The sequence below is a fragment of the Brevundimonas sp. genome (assembly GCF_046293315.1).
Lineage (GTDB): Bacteria > Pseudomonadota > Alphaproteobacteria > Caulobacterales > Caulobacteraceae > Brevundimonas.
Genome location: NZ_JBKBPF010000006.1, coordinates 150,515 through 165,930, shown reverse-complemented (window position 1 = coordinate 165,930; position 15,416 = coordinate 150,515). Strand labels below are relative to the sequence as shown.

Sequence of the window (15,416 nt, the reverse complement as noted above, 5' to 3'; positions counted from 1 at the left end):
GCCGGATGATACATCCTGCGGGCATCGTCATGTCTGGGAGCACGCGTTCATGGCCGCTGCAAGTCCCGCCCTGCTCGATCGTGACCAGGGGGCGCGCAGGCTCGACGGCTTCGTCGACGCTGCCTTCGCCTTCGCCGTGACCTTGCTGGTCGTCGCCGGCTCGCCGCCGTCGACCCTGGACGAATTGGGCGCCGCTCTGGGCCGGGCGCCCAGCGTGATCGCCAGTTTCGCCATCATCTGCATCTTCTGGCTGGGATATCGGGACGTGGGTCGTCTGGCCCCCCGGAGGGACGCCTTGTCCACGGTGCTGAGCCTGGCCATCGTTCTTCTGGTGCTGATCTACGTCTTTCCGCTACGACTCATGTTCGAGTCGGCGTTCCACCTGATGTCGGGACGGCTGTTGCCGGGCCGTGACCTGGCTACGGACGTCGGGGATTTCCGCTTCCTGTTCACGGCCTATGGCGCGGGTTTCGTCCTGCTGTCCGGCGCATACGCGACCCTGTACGGCCATCACATCCGGCTCGGCGGCGACCACGGCATGTCCCCGGTCGCCAGGGAGGAAGCCCGGGACTGGATGGTCTGCTGGCTCATCATGGTGGCGGTGGCGGTGCTGTCGATCCTGCTGGCGCTGCTGGCGCCGGCGCCGGTCGCCGTCTGGGCGCCGGGCGTGATCTACCTGTTGATCCCGATCCTCATCGCCCTGCGCCATCGCTTGCTCGCCCTTGTGAGCCGGCGAGTCCCGACGGCGGGGACCGTGACCTAGCCCCTGATCCATTGAAGGGACACGCGCCGCGTTTCCGACCAATCGGTCATGCTCCGCCCCGCACCGCCTCAATGGCCTCAGCCACCACCTGCGGATCAATCCCGTCGGTGGCGCGCCCGTTGACGATGAAGGTGGGGGTGCCCTGAAGGTTCATGCGCCGCGCCGCCTCGTGGATGTCGGCCACATGCTGGGCCGTCGGGCCTGCAGCGATCGCCGCCCGCGCGACGGTCATGTCGAGACCCAGACCTTCCAGAACGGCGTCAACGCCCGGCTGGTCCAGCGCCGGCTCGGCCATGAGGGCCTGGTGGACCTCCAGGTAGCGGCCCTGGGCGTGGGCGGCCAGGGCGGCCCGCGCGGCGTAGTTTGAAGTCTCGTCGCCCGGCCGATCCAGAATGGGCCATTCCTTGAAGACGAAGCGCACGTCCTGATTGGCTTCCATCACAGCCAGGAATCCGGGCGCCACCGACTTGCAGCCGGGACAGCGGTAATCGAAATACTGGATCACGGTCGCCGTGGCCTGGTCAGCCGCGGGCCCGAACGCCGGGTCGCGGGGATCGTGCGCCACCAGCGAAGGATCCGCTGCGATGGCCTCATTGATGGCTTCGGTGCCGGCGCTCTGCTGCTGCATCTGACGAGCCTGCAGCATCTCTTCCAGTACTTCCGGGTGGCTGAGCAGATAGGCCCGCACGCGCCCGTCGAAGTCGCTGCCGGTCAGCAGGGGCGTCATCGCCACGGCCAGCGCCAGAACCGACACCCCCAGCGCGGCGGCGCCCAGGCGCGGATCGCGAAGCCAGCCGGCGGAACGGTCAGCGGGTCGCCCGGCCGGGCGGTCGGCGTCGTCGGTCATGAAGTCTCCTGGAGGCTCAGTGCTGTTGCGTCGGGGCGTGCGACAGGCGTCCCTCGGTCACGTCTTGAAAGAGAGAGCGTGGCCGCTCGCTCTGGCGTCGGTCGAGGTCTTCGATGTCCTCGGGCGTAGCGCCGGAGGCCAGCACGATGTCCACCGCCCGGCGCCATTCCATCGACCCGGGGTCCAGCATATCGCGGGCGCGCAGGGCGAACTGGGTCGCCTGACGCTGCTGGCCGACCGAGAAGTGGAACTCCGCCGAGGCCAGTCGCGCCTCGCCCTCCATGCCCAGGCTTGCATAGGCCTGCGACATCAGCCGCCAGGCCATGGGATTGTTGGGCTCGTCGACGGTGGCCCGGCGCAGTTCCACGATCGCCCGCTCCAGCACCGTCTCATCGTTGGTCTCGATCAGGGCGTGGGCGAGGTTGATGCGCAGCAGCGGCGCGTTTTCCGGCATCAGTTCGACTGCGCGGGCATGAGCCGGCACGGCGTCGGCGGGCGAGCCGGCCTCGAACAGGATCTGGCCCTTGAGCTCCCAGTAATAGGGGTTCTCAGGGTCTTCCGCGATCAGGGCGTCCACCGAGTTCACCGCGTGCTGGGTTTCGCCCTGGCGATACCAGGCGATGGCCCTGGCGTAGCGGGCGGGCAGGGAGGTGTCGCTCTCCCGGTAGGTGCGGAAGGTCTGGGTCGGAGGATTCAGGAAGGCGTCGATCTTGGCCAGCATCAGGGCGTGCTGGTCGGCCCAGTGTTCGGGATCCGGTGCGCCGTGGTTCGGCAGACGTTCCACCGGCCGGCGCAGGTTCTCGATGCGGCGCGACGACAGCGGGTGGCTGCGGAAATAGGGATAGCGGCGGGCGTCGGAGAACACTTCCTGCGCCCGGAACTCCTCGAAGAACTCCACCAGTCCCCGGGCCGACAGCCCGGCGCGATCCAGCGCCTGGGCGCCGGTCAGATCGGCTTCGCCTTCCTGGCTCTGCATGTACTGCAGCGCGCCGATGGTGCCGAAATAACCGGAGCTGCCCAGCAGCGCCGCGCCGGCGTCCGGCGCACCCGCCGCGATGGCCAGGGCGCCCAGCGCCATGGACACCAGGAACGGCTGCATGCCCGCATCGGACGCCCCGTCGCGCAGGGTGTGGCGATTCTTGATGTGCCCGGCCTCGTGGGCGATCACGCCCAGAAGCTGGCCTGGATTGTCGGTCTCCAGGATCAGGCCGGTATGAAAGCCCATGATCTGCCCGCGCGTGGCGAAGGCGTTCAGGGTCGGATCATTGATCAGCAGGATGGTGACGTCGTCCGGCTGCAGACCCATGGCGTCCAGCACGGGATCGGACCACTCGCGGATGATCGCCTCGACCTCGGTGTCGCGAATGATCGACTGGGCGGACGCGGGCGCCGCAGCGACCATTGCCGCCGCCAAAGCGGATGCGGCGACGACGCCGGAAAGAAAGCGACGGGGCCAGGCCATGTTCGAACTCCTCGACAGACGCCTACCCCCGTCCCTTCAATCTAGCGTCGGATGCTCATCGGCGCCACCACCCACGTTTCGGCTTTGCCGGGGGTGTGACGATCTGGGCCGGATCCGCCTCGATCACCGCGGCGATGTCCACTTCGGGCCTGGGCGCCGGCTTGGCCGCCACCAGTGCGGGCTGAGGCGTATCCGTTTCGACGATCCGTTCAAGCGGGGGCGCGGGCTCGGACACGGCCTCGGGTTCAAGCGCGGGCTCGGGCTGCGGCTCGGGCTCAACCGGGGCGGGCTCAGACAGAACCGCAGGCTGTTCAGCGACCGGCTCCGCAGCGACGTCTGCAGCGGGCTTGCGACGCACACGGCGACGCTTGGGCTGCTCGCCGGGCGTGGCCGCATCGGCCAGAGAGCGCGTGACCGGCGTGTCCAGCGCAACCTCGGGCGGCGTCATGCCCTCGGACGTGGCGCGGGTCTGCACCTTCACCTCGTGGGTCAGGTCGCCCTGATCCGGCAGGGGCCTGCGTTCGGCCCGGTCGGGTCGTTCGGCGCGTTCGGGACGCCCGCCGTCCATCAGGTCCAGCGGGTTGAACCAGACATAGGGGTCCTGCAGCGACGGCGTGCGGCCGCGCACCCAGGTGTAGGAATCCCGTTCGCCTTCCTCGCGGGCGCGTCGACCGCCGCGACGGCCCCGGCGGCGGCGGCGGCTCCCTTCGTCTTCCTGGCTGTTCGGGTCCTCGGCGTCCTCGACGCGAACCTCGTCGCGAGCCTCATCGCGGACCTCGTCCTGGTCCCCGCGGCCGCCACGACGACGGCGGCGGCGGCGGCGGCCACGGCCATCGCCTTCCGACGCTTCGGAAGTTTCGCCGTCTTCGTGCTCGGACCTGTCGCGCGGCTGCTGCGCCTGTTCGTCGCCGTCCTCGCCTTCGTCCTCATCGTCGTCGGCATCCTCGTCGTCGAAGGCCGAATCGTCGAAGTCGTCATGCAGGGGCGCGGGCAGGGCCGTGTCCTGGAACGGCGGCTCGAAGTCCTCGTTGGTCTCCGTGCGCTCGATGACGTGTTCGCTCTGGGCCAGGCTGTCGTCGACGATCACGTTGACGAACAGGCCGCGCTGTTCCTCCAGCCGGCTCAGATAGGCGCGCTTGTGGTTCAGAACGTACAGGGCCACCGCTGTGCACAGGCGCAGGTTCACCGCGCCGGCGCCGCCCTTGCCCGCCTCGATGTCCACCAGACGCAGCGCCATCAGCGCGGCCGACTCAACCGAGCGGATGCGGCCTGCGCCCTGACAGTGGGGACAAACCTCCGTGGCGCCTTCCAGCACGCCGATGCGGCGACGCTGGCGGCTGATCTCCATCAGGCCGAAGCCGGAAATCTTGCCCATCTGGACGCGCGCCCGATCCGTGGACAGGGCGTCTTTCAGCACCTTCTCGACCGAGCGGTTGTTCTTGGCCTCATCCATGTCGATGAAGTCGATGACCACCAGCCCGGCCAGGTCGCGCAGACGCAGCTGGCGAGCCGTCTCGACGGCCGCTTCCATGTTGGTCTTGTACGCCGTCTGCTCGACGTTGCGCTCCTTGGTGGCGCGCCCGGAGTTGACGTCGACGGCCACCAGGGCCTCGGTCTGGTTGATGACCAGATAGCCGCCGGACTTCAGCGGCACCACCGGCTGGTGGATCTGGTGCAGGATATCCTCGATGCCGTGGGCGGCGAACAGCGGTCGCGAGCCCTTGTACAGATGCACCTTCCTGGCCTGGGACGGCATCAGCACGCGCATGAAGTCCCGCGCCTCGCGCCAGCCTTCCTCGCCCTCGACCTGGATGCCGTCGAAGTCCTTGTCGAACATGTCGCGCACCGCGCGCCGGACAAGGTTCTCTTCCTCATAGATCAGCGACGGGGCGTTGGAGCTCAGCGTCGTTTCGCGGATCGTCTCCCACAGGCGCAGCAGATATTCGTAGTCGCGCTTGATCTCGGCCTTGGTGCGCTTGGCGCCGGCCGTGCGGATGATCAGACCCATGCCCTTGGGCACTTCCAGGGCCGCCGCCGCCGCCTTCAGGCGCTTGCGGTCCGTGGCCTGGGTGATCTTGCGCGAGATACCGCCGCCCTTGCCCGTATTGGGCATCAGCACGCAGTAGCGGCCCGCCAGCGACAGCCAGGTGGTCAGGGCCGCGCCCTTGCCGCCGCGCTCGTCCTTGACAACCTGGACCAGCATGACCTGCCGGCGCTTGATGACGTCCTGGATCTTGTAGCGGCGCATCAGGCGACGCTTCAGGCGCTCTTCCTCGGCGGGGCCGCCTTCGGACTCATCGTCGGCGCTTTCACGTTCGAGATGCTCATCGCCCTCGTCGTCCACCTCGGCCATGATGGCTTCGCGGTCGGCGACCGGGATCTGGTAGTAGTCCGGGTGGATTTCGTTGAAGGCCAGGAAGCCGTGGCGGTTGCCGCCATATTCCACGAAGGCCGCCTGCAGGCTGGGCTCTACGCGGGTGACCTTGGCCAGATAGATGTTGCCGCGCAGCTGTCGCCGCGCCTTGGATTCAAAATCAAATTCCTCGACCTGGCGGCCATCCACGATGGCGACGCGCGTTTCTTCCGCGTGCGCCGCATCGATCAGCATTGTTTTCGACATTAAGGGTATCTCCAGGGCGCGCCGGACCTCTGCCTTCGATCAGGAAGACGCGAGCGGCTCGCCGGTATGGTGTGAGAGGCTCCACGCCGAACCCCATCCGCTCGCCGGTGGCGAGGGCCGAGCGAACGTGGACGCACAAGGCGTCGACGGCGGCTTCAGGCTGGATGGAGGCGCAAGGCGTTGAGCCCATGGTGTTATCGGTTCCTGAGGCCATGACGCGCATCATCTGCGCGTGAGGGCCTCTGGTGAGCGAGTCGCCGGATTGGTCCGGAAAACCCGTCGGATAAGGCGGATTGGCGACCATCCGCGCGCCTTCGCGGCCGATGATCACGACACAGCATAGTGACTGGCGACCGGAATGAAAAGCGTCGGGTGCTTAACCCGTTGATCACCACGATGTGGCACTATGTGAGGAAAGTTCAGTTCTGGTGGGTGTTTCGCGCATGTCGCGGTCGGTTCAGCTTCCTGAGGTCGGCAAACGCCGCGCGACGCCGCGCGGCCTGCTGATTCTGGCTGCGGTCATCGTTTTCGCGGTCGCCGTTCTCGCGGCCGGGGCGGGCCTGGCCCTGAACGCCCAGGGCGATGTGCTGCGCGTGCGCTTCGGCGGCGACGCCGAGCGGACCCGCATCGTGGTCGACATGGAGCGCACGGCACGTGGAACGGTGCGCGAATCGGGCGAGGCGGGGCGCGTGGTGCTCAGCCTGTCGGGCGTCTCGGCAGGGCAGGGCGCCAGCGGTCGCGGCCTGGGCCTGGTCCGGGGTTATGAAATGCAGGGCTCCGGCGGCGACGCCGAGCTTCGGCTCGAGCTGGCGGGCGGGGCCGAGGTCGAGCGCCGCTTTCTGCTGCCGCCCGGGGACGGCGTCTCCTACTACCGCTATGTCATCGACCTGAAGGCTACCGACGGGACCGCAGCCGTCCGGCCCGAGCGCAACCCGCCGCAGACGGTGTCCGCGCCCCAGCGCCGCGAGCCGCCCCTGATCGTCATCGACGCCGGTCACGGCGGGCACGATCCCGGCACCCTGGGCGGGCGCGCCAATGAGAGCGCCGTGACCCTCCAGGCCGCCCGCGACCTGAAGACCGAACTTGAGCGCATCGGCGGGTACCGGGTCATGCTGACCCGCACGTCCGACGTCTATGTGACCCGATCGCGCCGGGTCGCCATGGCCCGAGAGGCCGGCGCGGACCTGTTCATCTCCCTGCACGCCGACGCCGGGCACGACCGCAACACCCGGGGGGCCAGCGTCTACACCCTGTCCGAACAGGGCGCCGTGCGCGCCGTGCGCCAGGTCACCAATCGCGACGGCTGGCACGCCGAATTGCAACTGCCCGGTCGCGACCCCACCGTCGACCGCATCCTGCTGGACATGACCCAGCGCGCGACCCAGAATCGCTCGGCCCAGGCCGCCCGGGTCCTGCTGACCCATCTCGAAGGCTCGGGACATCCCATGCTGAACCGCAGCCACCGCGACGCCAATTTCGAGGTGCTTCTGGCGCCCGACGTGCCCGCCCTGCTTCTGGAGATGGGTTTCATGACCAATCCGGACGACGAGCAACTCCTGACCGACGAACGGGGCCGCGTCCGCCTGATGCGCGCCACGGCCCAGGGCATCGATCGCTATTTCTCCCAACCGGACGAGGGTGTGATGGTCGCCGGAGCCGGCCCGGCCGGCGGCAGGCGCTGACCCACCCACGTTGTGCGGCTGACCTTCTCTTACGGACTGGCGCCCTCGCCGGACGCGGGCTAATACCGGCCGCATGGGGCGATTATCGGAGTTCCGCGTGAAGACGATCGGCGAACGCTGGTTCGTTCTGGCAGGCATCGGCCTGCTGGGCGCCATCGCCTTGGCGGGTGTCCTGCTGGCCATATACGCCGCCTGGCTTTTCCATGACTTGCCCGACGCGGGCGACCTTGCGGAATATCGTCCGGCGACGGCCACGCGCGTCTATGCGGGCGACGGCACCCTGATCGGGGAGTTCTCCCAGGAACGCCGGATCTATGTGACCTACGACCAGATTCCGGCCCCGGTGGTCCAGGCCTTCCTCGCTGCCGAAGATTCCAATTTCTTCCAGCATGGCGGCATCGATGTGGGCGGCGTCAGCCGCGCCATGTTCAAGAACGTGCTGAACGCGGTGCAGGGACGCAGGCTGGAAGGCGGCTCGACCATCACCCAGCAGGTCGCCAAGAACGTCCTGCTGACCAACGAGAGCACCATCGGCCGCAAGCTGCGTGAAGCGATCCTGGCCAGTCGCCTCGAGGCGACCCTGTCCAAGGAGCAGATTCTCGAGCTCTATCTGAACGAGATTTTCCTGGGCTATCGCTCGTACGGCGTGGCCTCGGCGGCGTTCAACTACTTCGGCAAGTCGCTGGACCAGTTGACGGTGGATGAAGCCGCCTTCCTGGCCGCCCTGCCCAAGGGCCCCAACAACTATCACCCCCTGCGTCGCCCGGAGGCGGCCCTGGACCGCCGCAACTGGGTGCTGGGGGCCATGCGCTCCAACCGGTTCATCACCGAAGAGCAGCACCAGGCCGCCCGCGCGCGTCCCCTGGTGACCCAGGATGCGCCCCGCCGCGCCCAGTACCAGGACGCCGACTTCTTCGTCGAGGAAGCGCGCCGCCGGGCCCTCCGCATGTTCGGCGAGGACATCAACGCCGGCGGCTACTACATGCGCACGACGCTGGACCCCTCACTGCAATCCGCCGCCCGCACGGCCCTGATGCAGGGCCTCGAGGACTACGACCGCCGCCACGGCTGGCGCGGCGCCTGGGGCAGCGTGGACATCGCGGAGGGCTGGCAGGACCAGGCCCAGGAACGGTCGGCCCCGCCCGAACGCCGCGAATGGCGCGCCGCCGTGGTGGAGAGCGTCAACGGTAACACGGTGCGCATCCGCACGGCCCAGGACGACGAGACGGGCACCCTTCTGTCTGCCGACGTCGCCTGGGCGCGCGCTGGCGACGGGCTGGACGAGGGTGATCTGATTTTCGTCGAGCCGCGTGACGGCGGCGAGTTCGCCCTGAAGCAGGTGCCCGCCGTCAACGGCGCCCTGGTGGCCATCGAGCCCCAGTCCGGCCGTGTGCTGGCGATGGTGGGGGGCTATTCCTACGCCCTGTCCAGCTTCAACCGCGCCACCCAGGCCGAGCGCCAGCCGGGCTCGGCGTTCAAGCCCATCGTCTACGCCGCGGCCCTCGAGGGCGATTTTACCCCGGCCAGCATCGTGCTGGATGCCCCCATCTCCTTCCCCGGCGGCGCGGGCGGGCGTCCGTGGACCCCCGAAAACTACAGCCGTCAGTACTATGGCCCGCAAAGCCTGCGCCGCGGTCTGGAGCTGTCGCGCAACGTCATGACCGTGCGTCTCGCCCAGGCGGTGGGCATGGACAACGTCGTCCAGCTGGCCGAGGACATGGGCGCCGGCGACGACATGCAGCCCAATCTGTCTCTGTCGCTGGGGGCGGGGGAAACCACACCCTACCGTCTCACCGCCGCCTACGCCGCCTTCGCCAACGGCGGGCGGCGCGTGGACCCGTATCTGATCGAAATGGTCCAGGACCGGAACGGCCGCACCATCTATCGCGCCGACCAGCGGGACTGCCGCAACTGCGGTCGCGGCTTTGACGGCGCCGCTTCGCCGCGCCTGACCCCGCGCGGCGAACAGGTCATCGACCCCATCACCGCCTATCAGATCAGCTCCATGCTGGAAGGCGTGATCCAGCGCGGAACGGGCGTGCGCGCGCGCGGTCTGGGCCGCTGGGTGGCGGGCAAGACCGGCACCACCAACGAGTACCGCAGCGCCTGGTTCGTGGGCTTCACCACCGATATCGTCGTCGGCGTCTTCATCGGCTTCGACGACAACCGTCCGCTGGGCTCCGGCGAGGCGGGCGCGGCCACGGCCGTGCCTGTGTTCATCAACTTCATGACCGAGGCGCTCAAGGAACGGCCTGCGCGCCCGTTCGTGCGTCCGCGCAATGCGATCTTCCGCACCGTGAACGGAATTGAGGAAGCGTTCCGCCCGGGCACCGAGCGCCGCGTCGCGCCGGCGCCCGTTCAGCAGACGTGGGAGGGCCCGCAAGCCTATACCGACGTGCTGCGCCGCGAGGCCGAGGCCCAGCGCGAGGCCCAGCAGCAGCAACAGGCCGCTCCGCCTGAACAGGCCCCGTCGGCGCCGCGCCAACCGGCTGAGGACTTGAGCGGCCTCTATTGACCGACTAGATGACCTTTCCGCCGCCGCCCGAAATCCTCGGGCGGCGCACCTGTTTTCGCTTCGGGAGTGTTGCGATGAGACCGGATGTTGAGGCCGCCAAGGCCGACATCGAGCAGAGCCTGGCTCTGCTCAGGAGGCGTCTTTGACTGGGAACCTGCCCTTCGAAAACTCGATGAGCTGAACGCCCGCGTCGAGGACCCCACCCTGTGGGACAACCCTGATCAGGCCCAGGCCCTCAGCCGCGACCGCTCGCGGCTGGAAGCCCAGATCAATGCCGTGCGCGAGATGGAGACCGGTCTGGAAGAGGCCGTGATGCTGTCCGAGATGGCGGACGAGGAGGGCGACGAAGCCACGCTCGAGGACGCCCGCGCCAGCCTCAAGACCATCAAGGACCGCGCCGCCCGCGCCGAGCTGGAGGCGCTGCTGTCCGGGGAGGCCGACGGCAACGACGCCTATCTGGAGGTCAACTCCGGGGCCGGGGGCACCGAGTCCAATGACTGGGCCGGCATGCTGCTGCGCATGTACAGCCGCTGGGCGAAAGCGCGCGGCTATGACGTCGAGATCCAGGAAGAGACCGACGGGGAACAGGCGGGCGTCAAATCGGCCACCATCCATATCTCCGGCCCCAACGCCTATGGCTGGCTGAAGTCGGAGTCCGGCGTGCACCGTCTGGTGCGCATCAGCCCCTTCGACTCGGCGGCCAAGCGGCACACGTCCTTCGCGTCCATCGGCGTCTCGCCGGTGGTGGACGACACCATCGAGATCGACATCAACCCGTCCGACGTGCGCACCGACACCTACCGGGCCTCCGGCGCCGGCGGGCAGCACATCAACAAGACGGATTCCGCCGTGCGCCTGACCCACGTTCCCACCAACACCGTGGTGGCGTGCCAGGCCGGGCGCTCACAGCACCAGAACCGCGAGCAGGCTTGGAAGATGCTGCGCGCGCGTCTGTACGAGCTGGAGCTGCAGAAGCGCGAGGCCGCCGCCCAGGCCCTTGCCGACGCCCGGACCGACATCGGCTGGGGTCACCAGATCCGCAGCTACGTCCTGCAGCCCTATCAGATGGTCAAGGATCTGCGCACCAACGTCGAGACGTCCGACACCGACGGGGTGCTGAACGGTGATCTGGACGCCTTCATGGGCGCGGCGCTGGCCGCGCGCGTGGGCGACAAGCGGGGCGAGGCGGCCGAGGACTGATAAGCCTCTTCCTGTGGGAGAGGGCTGCGCGCAGCGGGATGCGAAACAGACCGCGTCTGCGCGCGCAGGGTGAGGGTCGCATGGCGGGCATTCTTGAACGCACGACCCTCATCTCCCGCGCGAGGACCGGAGCGCTGAAGCGCTCCGGCGCCCGTGTTCCCCCTTCTCCCGACGGGAGAAGAGTTCCCGACTCAGGCCGGGGTCTTGGCCTGGAACGGCTGGATGGTGGCGTCGCCCGAAGCGGCGGGGGCCGGGTTCTGGAGCGGTGCTGACGCGACAGCCGGCGCCGAGGGCGTGGTGGACGACGATGCAGCGGGCGCCGGCGCGGCGGCAGGCGCAGCGTCGCGCCGGCCCTGGATGCAGCGGCCCTGGAAATAGGCCCCCACGTCGATGGACAGTTGCTCGTGGGTGATGTCGCCGTCCACATAGGCCGTGCCCAGCAGCTTGATCTGCTTGCCGTTCAAGCCGCCGACGATGCGGCCGCGCACCTCTACATAGTCCGCCGAGACATTGCCCTCGACGGCGCCGGTTTCGCCGACGATGAGGCGGCCGACGCGCAGGTCGCCCTTGACCGTGCCATCCACCTGCAGGTCGCCGGCGCCGGAGACATTGCCTTCGAAGGTCAGGTCGGCGGACAGGGTGGACAGACCCTTGCCCGTGGGCACCTGCGACGGCATCGACGCGGACGGTTGGGGCGCGGCCTGCGTCGGTCGCTTAGAGGGCAGATCCGGCAGCGGCGGGATCGGCTCCGCGGAACGCAGGGGCTTGGCGTCGGGCTTAGTCTTGTTGAACAATTTGCTCTCCGGCTCTCATGAAGCGGGCGGGATTCTGGGGTCGGCCGTCCATCCACACTTCGTAATGCAGATGCACGCCCGTGGAGCGCCCGGTGGTGCCCATGCCGCCGATCCGGTTTCCGACGGCGACCCGTTGACCCGACTGGACGGCGATGGTGTTGAGATGGGCGTAGCGGGTCTTGAACCCGCCGCCATGGTCGATCTCGACCGTGCGGCCGTAGCCGCCGCGCACGCCCGCGAACGAGACGACGCCCGGTGCGGTGGCCAGAATGGGCGTATTGGCGGGCGCGGCGAAGTCCTGCCCCTGATGCAGGGCGGGGCGGCCGTTGAAGGGGTCAAAGCGCACGCCGAAACCGGACGAGGTGCGCGCCGCGCCGACCGGGCGGTTGAAGGGCAGGCGTTCGGCGGAGTCCGCCAGACTGCGCATGTCCGACAGTCCCGTCGCGGCGTTGCGGATACGGACGGCGAAGGCCTCGTCCACGTCCAGCACGGCGGCCAGGGCGCGAGGGTCTCGCGCCTCAACCAGCGGCCCGCCGAGGGCCGTGTTCGTGGCGGCGTAGGCCGAGGGGTTCAGACCCGCCAGCCGGAACGCCAGACGCAGCCGTTCGGCTCTGTTCTGGGCGAAGTCCTCGGCGCGGGCGATCAGGCGCTCCTGGTCCGTCTGGACGGAAGCGATGCGCCGGATCGGCGAATTGGCGTCGGGATCCAGCGGACGGGCAGGGGCCAGAACTTCCTCGGCCCCGGCGATGCCGTTGAACATGCCCATGACCTGGGTCAGGGCGGCGTGACGCCGCTCGACCATCTGGGCAGTTTCTTCCAGGGAACCCGTGGTGGCGGACATGCGCATGACGGCGCTTTCCAGCCGCGCCTGAAGATCGGCGTTGACCCGTTCGGAGGCGGCGCGCGTGCGGGCGATCTCTGCCTCGGCCCGGCTCTCGGCCAGGGCGCCGATCATGAAGCCGCCCGTGGAGACCACCATCCAGCCGCCCAGCACCGTCACTGCGCCGGCCATCAGCATCTGCCGACCCGTGGTCAGCACATAGCCCCGGGTCTCCCCATCGCACCTGAGATAAAGGTGCCGTTCCGGGAAGATTCGCTCGACAAGCTCGGAAAGGCGAGAAGCGAAAGTCTTAATCATCGGTTAACGTCCCCCAACGTCAGGCCGTGGTTATCGGTGAACACTTGACCCCACGCAAGGGAGTTCACGTCATAGACCGCCTCGGGGCGTCGGGATTCACCTTCGGCGATGCTGACCGAGGTTAACTTCGCCTGCCGCGTGTATTGAGCGGAAGACATTCGCCAAACAACGATCTGTCAACCATTATGAACGGACAACGTAACGTCGCTGTGAAAGAACGGGATTAAGTTGCGTTCACCGCGTCGAGGACGGCCTGGGCGTGGCCCGGGACTTTCACCTTGCGCCAGACACGCCGCACCTGGCCTTCCGGGTCAATCAGGAAGGTGGTGCGCTCGATGCCCATGAACTTGCGGCCGTACAGGGTCTTTTCGCCCCAGACGCCGTAGCGCTCGCACACGTCGCCGCCCTCATCCGAGGCCAGGGTGACGTTCAACTCGTGCTTGTCCTTGAACCGGTCCAGCTTCTTGACGGGATCCTTTGATATCCCGACCACCACCGCGTTGACGCGCCCGAAGGCGGTCTTCATGGCCGAGAAGTCCTTGCTTTGGTTGGTGCAGCCGGGCGTGTCCGCCTTGGGATAGAAGTACAGCACCGCCCACTGGCCCCTCAGCCCCTCCAGGCTGACCCGGCCGCCGCCGTCCGTGGCCATATCGAATTCGGGGGCTTCTGAACCTTCGAGGTTATCCGTCATTTTTTACTCCGCTCATCCCCGCGCACGCGGGGACCCAGTCCGACGCATCCTTGAGATCGCCGAGGCGCACCTCATCATACAGGTCACGCCAGTCAGGATTGTTCTCTTCTATCATCTGCACCTTCCAGCGCCGCTTCCATTTCTTGATTTGCCGCTCACGGCGGAAAGCGCCGTCGCGGGAGTCATGAACCTCGAACCAGACCAGCTGATCCACGCCGTACTGCGCCGTGAACCCCTGGAACGTCTTCGCCTTGTGTTGGCTGACGCGAGCGATGAGACCGTCGGTCGAGCCGGTGTAGAGGGTGCCGTTTCTGCGGCTGGCCAAGATGCAGGTGTAGAAGGCCACGATCCAGCCTGCTCCGATCTGGGTCCCCGCGTGCGCGGGGATGAGCGGAAGTTAGATGGGTTTCACGAGTACGATCTGTCCACGCTTGCCAAGCTTCACCTTGAATGCCCCCACGCCGGAATCAACGTCATTAAGGTCGAAAAACTGGCCGGGGTCCTTGATGAGGCTGTCATTGATCCACACACCCTCATTTTGAATTTTCTTCCGAGCCTGTCCAATCGAAGGGGACAGCTCGGAAGCCTTGAGAAGGGCTTCCGCCTGTCGCTTCTGGAAGGGACCACCATTCCGTTCCTGTTCCTCCGGCGTTCCAGCCCAGACGAATTCCTGGGTCGGCAGGTCTGTTGTCGCGTGACCCCTCTCGAAGGCCTCTTCTGACGTGCTGCGTGCTTTCAGCGCCGCCTCGGCGCCATGCAGCATGGTGGTCGCGGCGTCGGCCAGGGCCTTCTTCGCCTCATTGATCTCGGCGCCCTCCAGCGATTCCCAGCCGGCGATCTCGTCGTCGGACAGGTCGGTGAACAGGCGCATGAAGCGGCCCACGTCGCCGTCCTCGGTGTTGCGCCAGTACTGCCAGTAGTCATAGGGGCTGAGCTGGTCGGCGTTCAGCCACACGGCGCCGCCCACGGTCTTGCCCATCTTCTGGCCCGAGGCGGTAGAAAGCAGGGGGGTGGTCAGGCCGAAGGCCGGCTTCTGGTCCACCCGCCGGATCAGTTCGACCCCGTTGACGATGTTGCCCCACTGGTCCGAGCCGCCCATCTGCAGCACGCACTTCGCCCGCCGGTTCAGCTCCAGGAAGTCCGTCGCCTGCATCAGCATGTAGTTGAACTCGAGGAACGTCAGCGGCTGCTCCCGCTCCAGCCGCAGCTTGACGGAATCGAAGCTCAGCATGCGGTTGACGGTGAAGTGCGTGCCGTATTCGCGCAGGAACTCCAGATAGCCCAGCTTCGACAGCCACTCATCGTTGTCCAGCATGATCGCATCGGTCGGGCCGTCGCCGAAGGTCAGGAATTTCTCGAACACGCCCCGGATGCCGGCGATGTTCTCGGCGATCCGCTCGTCGGTCAGCAGGGGGCGCTGGGTGTCCTTGAAACTGGGGTCGCCCACCTTGGTGGTCCCGCCGCCCATCAGCACGATGGGCTTGTGGCCGGCCTGCTGCAGACGGCGCAGCAGCATGATCTGGATCAGGTGCCCCACGTGCAGGCTGGGGGCCGTGGCGTCAAAGCCGATGTAACCCGTAACCACGCCCGAGGCCGCGGCCGCATCCAGCTCGGCCGGATGGGTGACCTGATGGATGTAGCCCCGCGCCTGCATGGTGCGGAGAAAGTCGGACTTGAAGACGTGATCGGTCATGGTCAAAGCGG

General features: G+C 67.7%; 12 protein-coding genes. 4 read left to right on the top strand and 8 right to left on the bottom strand.

What is annotated here, in order from left to right; all coding sequences use genetic code 11:
* The first annotated feature begins 49 nt into the window (after positions 1-49).
* A complete protein-coding gene (locus tag ACK4SE_RS07630; protein WP_409690708.1) occupies positions 50-763 on the top strand; it encodes a TMEM175 family protein in 714 nt (237 codons plus the stop codon).
* Between the two features lie 46 nt (positions 764-809).
* Here ACK4SE_RS07630 and ACK4SE_RS07625 read toward each other — a convergent pair whose 3' ends face one another.
* From ACK4SE_RS07625 to ACK4SE_RS07615, 3 genes are read right to left on the bottom strand one after another with little or no spacing between them, the layout of a single operon-like run.
* Positions 810-1,610 (bottom strand): DsbA family protein, encoded by an 801-nt coding sequence (locus ACK4SE_RS07625; protein WP_409690706.1) that lies wholly within the window; start codon positions 1,608-1,610, stop codon positions 810-812.
* Between the two features lie 16 nt (positions 1,611-1,626).
* On the bottom strand, positions 1,627-3,072 hold the full coding sequence (locus ACK4SE_RS07620; protein ID WP_409690703.1) for a M48 family metalloprotease: 1,446 nt from the start codon (positions 3,070-3,072) through the stop codon (positions 1,627-1,629).
* 55 nt (positions 3,073-3,127) lie between these two features.
* The gene (locus ACK4SE_RS07615; RefSeq protein WP_409690701.1) at positions 3,128-5,692 is read right to left on the bottom strand and encodes an Rne/Rng family ribonuclease; all 2,565 of its coding nucleotides are present in this window, start codon (positions 5,690-5,692) and stop codon (positions 3,128-3,130) included.
* A 443-nt stretch (positions 5,693-6,135) separates the two neighbouring features.
* On the opposite strand from ACK4SE_RS07615, the gene ACK4SE_RS07610 reads away from it, so the two are divergent.
* The 3 genes from ACK4SE_RS07610 (at position 6,136) to prfB (ending at position 11,089) form a co-directional block, all read left to right on the top strand.
* The gene (locus tag ACK4SE_RS07610) at positions 6,136-7,374 is read left to right on the top strand and encodes an N-acetylmuramoyl-L-alanine amidase (protein WP_409690700.1); all 1,239 of its coding nucleotides are present in this window, start codon (positions 6,136-6,138) and stop codon (positions 7,372-7,374) included.
* A 73-nt stretch (positions 7,375-7,447) separates the two neighbouring features.
* The gene (locus ACK4SE_RS07605) at positions 7,448-9,889 is read left to right on the top strand and encodes a penicillin-binding protein 1A (RefSeq protein ID WP_409690697.1); all 2,442 of its coding nucleotides are present in this window, start codon (positions 7,448-7,450) and stop codon (positions 9,887-9,889) included.
* 74 nt (positions 9,890-9,963) lie between these two features.
* A protein-coding gene (gene prfB / locus ACK4SE_RS07600) for a peptide chain release factor 2 (RefSeq protein WP_409690694.1) occupies positions 9,964-11,089 on the top strand; the annotation gives its coding sequence in 2 pieces (ribosomal slippage) (positions 9,964-10,032 and positions 10,034-11,089; 1,125 coding nt in all).
* A 191-nt stretch (positions 11,090-11,280) separates the two neighbouring features.
* Here prfB and ACK4SE_RS07595 read toward each other — a convergent pair.
* The 5 genes from ACK4SE_RS07595 to tyrS form a co-directional block, all read right to left on the bottom strand.
* On the bottom strand, positions 11,281-11,883 hold the full coding sequence (locus ACK4SE_RS07595; protein WP_409690691.1) for a polymer-forming cytoskeletal protein: 603 nt from the start codon (positions 11,881-11,883) through the stop codon (positions 11,281-11,283).
* Entirely contained in the window at positions 11,867-13,021 is a 1,155-nt protein-coding gene (locus tag ACK4SE_RS07590) for a peptidoglycan DD-metalloendopeptidase family protein (RefSeq protein WP_409690689.1), read from the bottom strand. Before ACK4SE_RS07590 ends, ACK4SE_RS07595 begins: the two co-directional genes overlap by 17 nt.
* 223 nt (positions 13,022-13,244) lie before the next feature.
* Positions 13,245-13,712, bottom strand: coding sequence for a thioredoxin-dependent thiol peroxidase (gene bcp / locus ACK4SE_RS07585; protein ID WP_409690686.1), 468 nt, complete (start codon positions 13,710-13,712; stop codon positions 13,245-13,247).
* Positions 13,702-14,058: a GIY-YIG nuclease family protein gene (locus tag ACK4SE_RS07580; RefSeq protein ID WP_409690684.1), complete on the bottom strand. Its 357-nt coding sequence runs from the start codon at positions 14,056-14,058 to the stop codon at positions 13,702-13,704. The genes bcp and ACK4SE_RS07580 overlap by 11 nt, the downstream gene beginning before the upstream one ends.
* 51 nt (positions 14,059-14,109) lie before the next feature.
* A complete protein-coding gene (gene tyrS, locus ACK4SE_RS07575) occupies positions 14,110-15,405 on the bottom strand; it encodes a tyrosine--tRNA ligase (protein ID WP_409690681.1) in 1,296 nt (431 codons plus the stop codon).
* Positions 15,406-15,416: the final 11 nt, after the last annotated feature.

What these genes read in the sequence shown, in the direction of transcription:
- ACK4SE_RS07630 (WP_409690708.1), top strand. Translation starts at nt 50, where the DNA reads ATGGCCGCTGCAAGTCCCGCCCTGCTCGATCGTGACCAGGGGGCGCGC.
- ACK4SE_RS07625 (WP_409690706.1), bottom strand. Translation starts at nt 1,610, where the DNA reads ATGACCGACGACGCCGACCGCCCGGCCGGGCGACCCGCTGACCGTTCC.
- ACK4SE_RS07620 (WP_409690703.1), bottom strand. Translation starts at nt 3,072, where the DNA reads ATGGCCTGGCCCCGTCGCTTTCTTTCCGGCGTCGTCGCCGCATCCGCT.
- ACK4SE_RS07615 (WP_409690701.1), bottom strand. Translation starts at nt 5,692, where the DNA reads ATGTCGAAAACAATGCTGATCGATGCGGCGCACGCGGAAGAAACGCGC.
- ACK4SE_RS07610 (WP_409690700.1), top strand. Translation starts at nt 6,136, where the DNA reads ATGTCGCGGTCGGTTCAGCTTCCTGAGGTCGGCAAACGCCGCGCGACG.
- ACK4SE_RS07605 (WP_409690697.1), top strand. Translation starts at nt 7,448, where the DNA reads ATGGGGCGATTATCGGAGTTCCGCGTGAAGACGATCGGCGAACGCTGG.
- ACK4SE_RS07590 (WP_409690689.1), bottom strand. Translation starts at nt 13,021, where the DNA reads ATGATTAAGACTTTCGCTTCTCGCCTTTCCGAGCTTGTCGAGCGAATC.
- bcp (WP_409690686.1), bottom strand. Translation starts at nt 13,712, where the DNA reads ATGACGGATAACCTCGAAGGTTCAGAAGCCCCCGAATTCGATATGGCC.
- tyrS (WP_409690681.1), bottom strand. Translation starts at nt 15,405, where the DNA reads ATGACCGATCACGTCTTCAAGTCCGACTTTCTCCGCACCATGCAGGCG.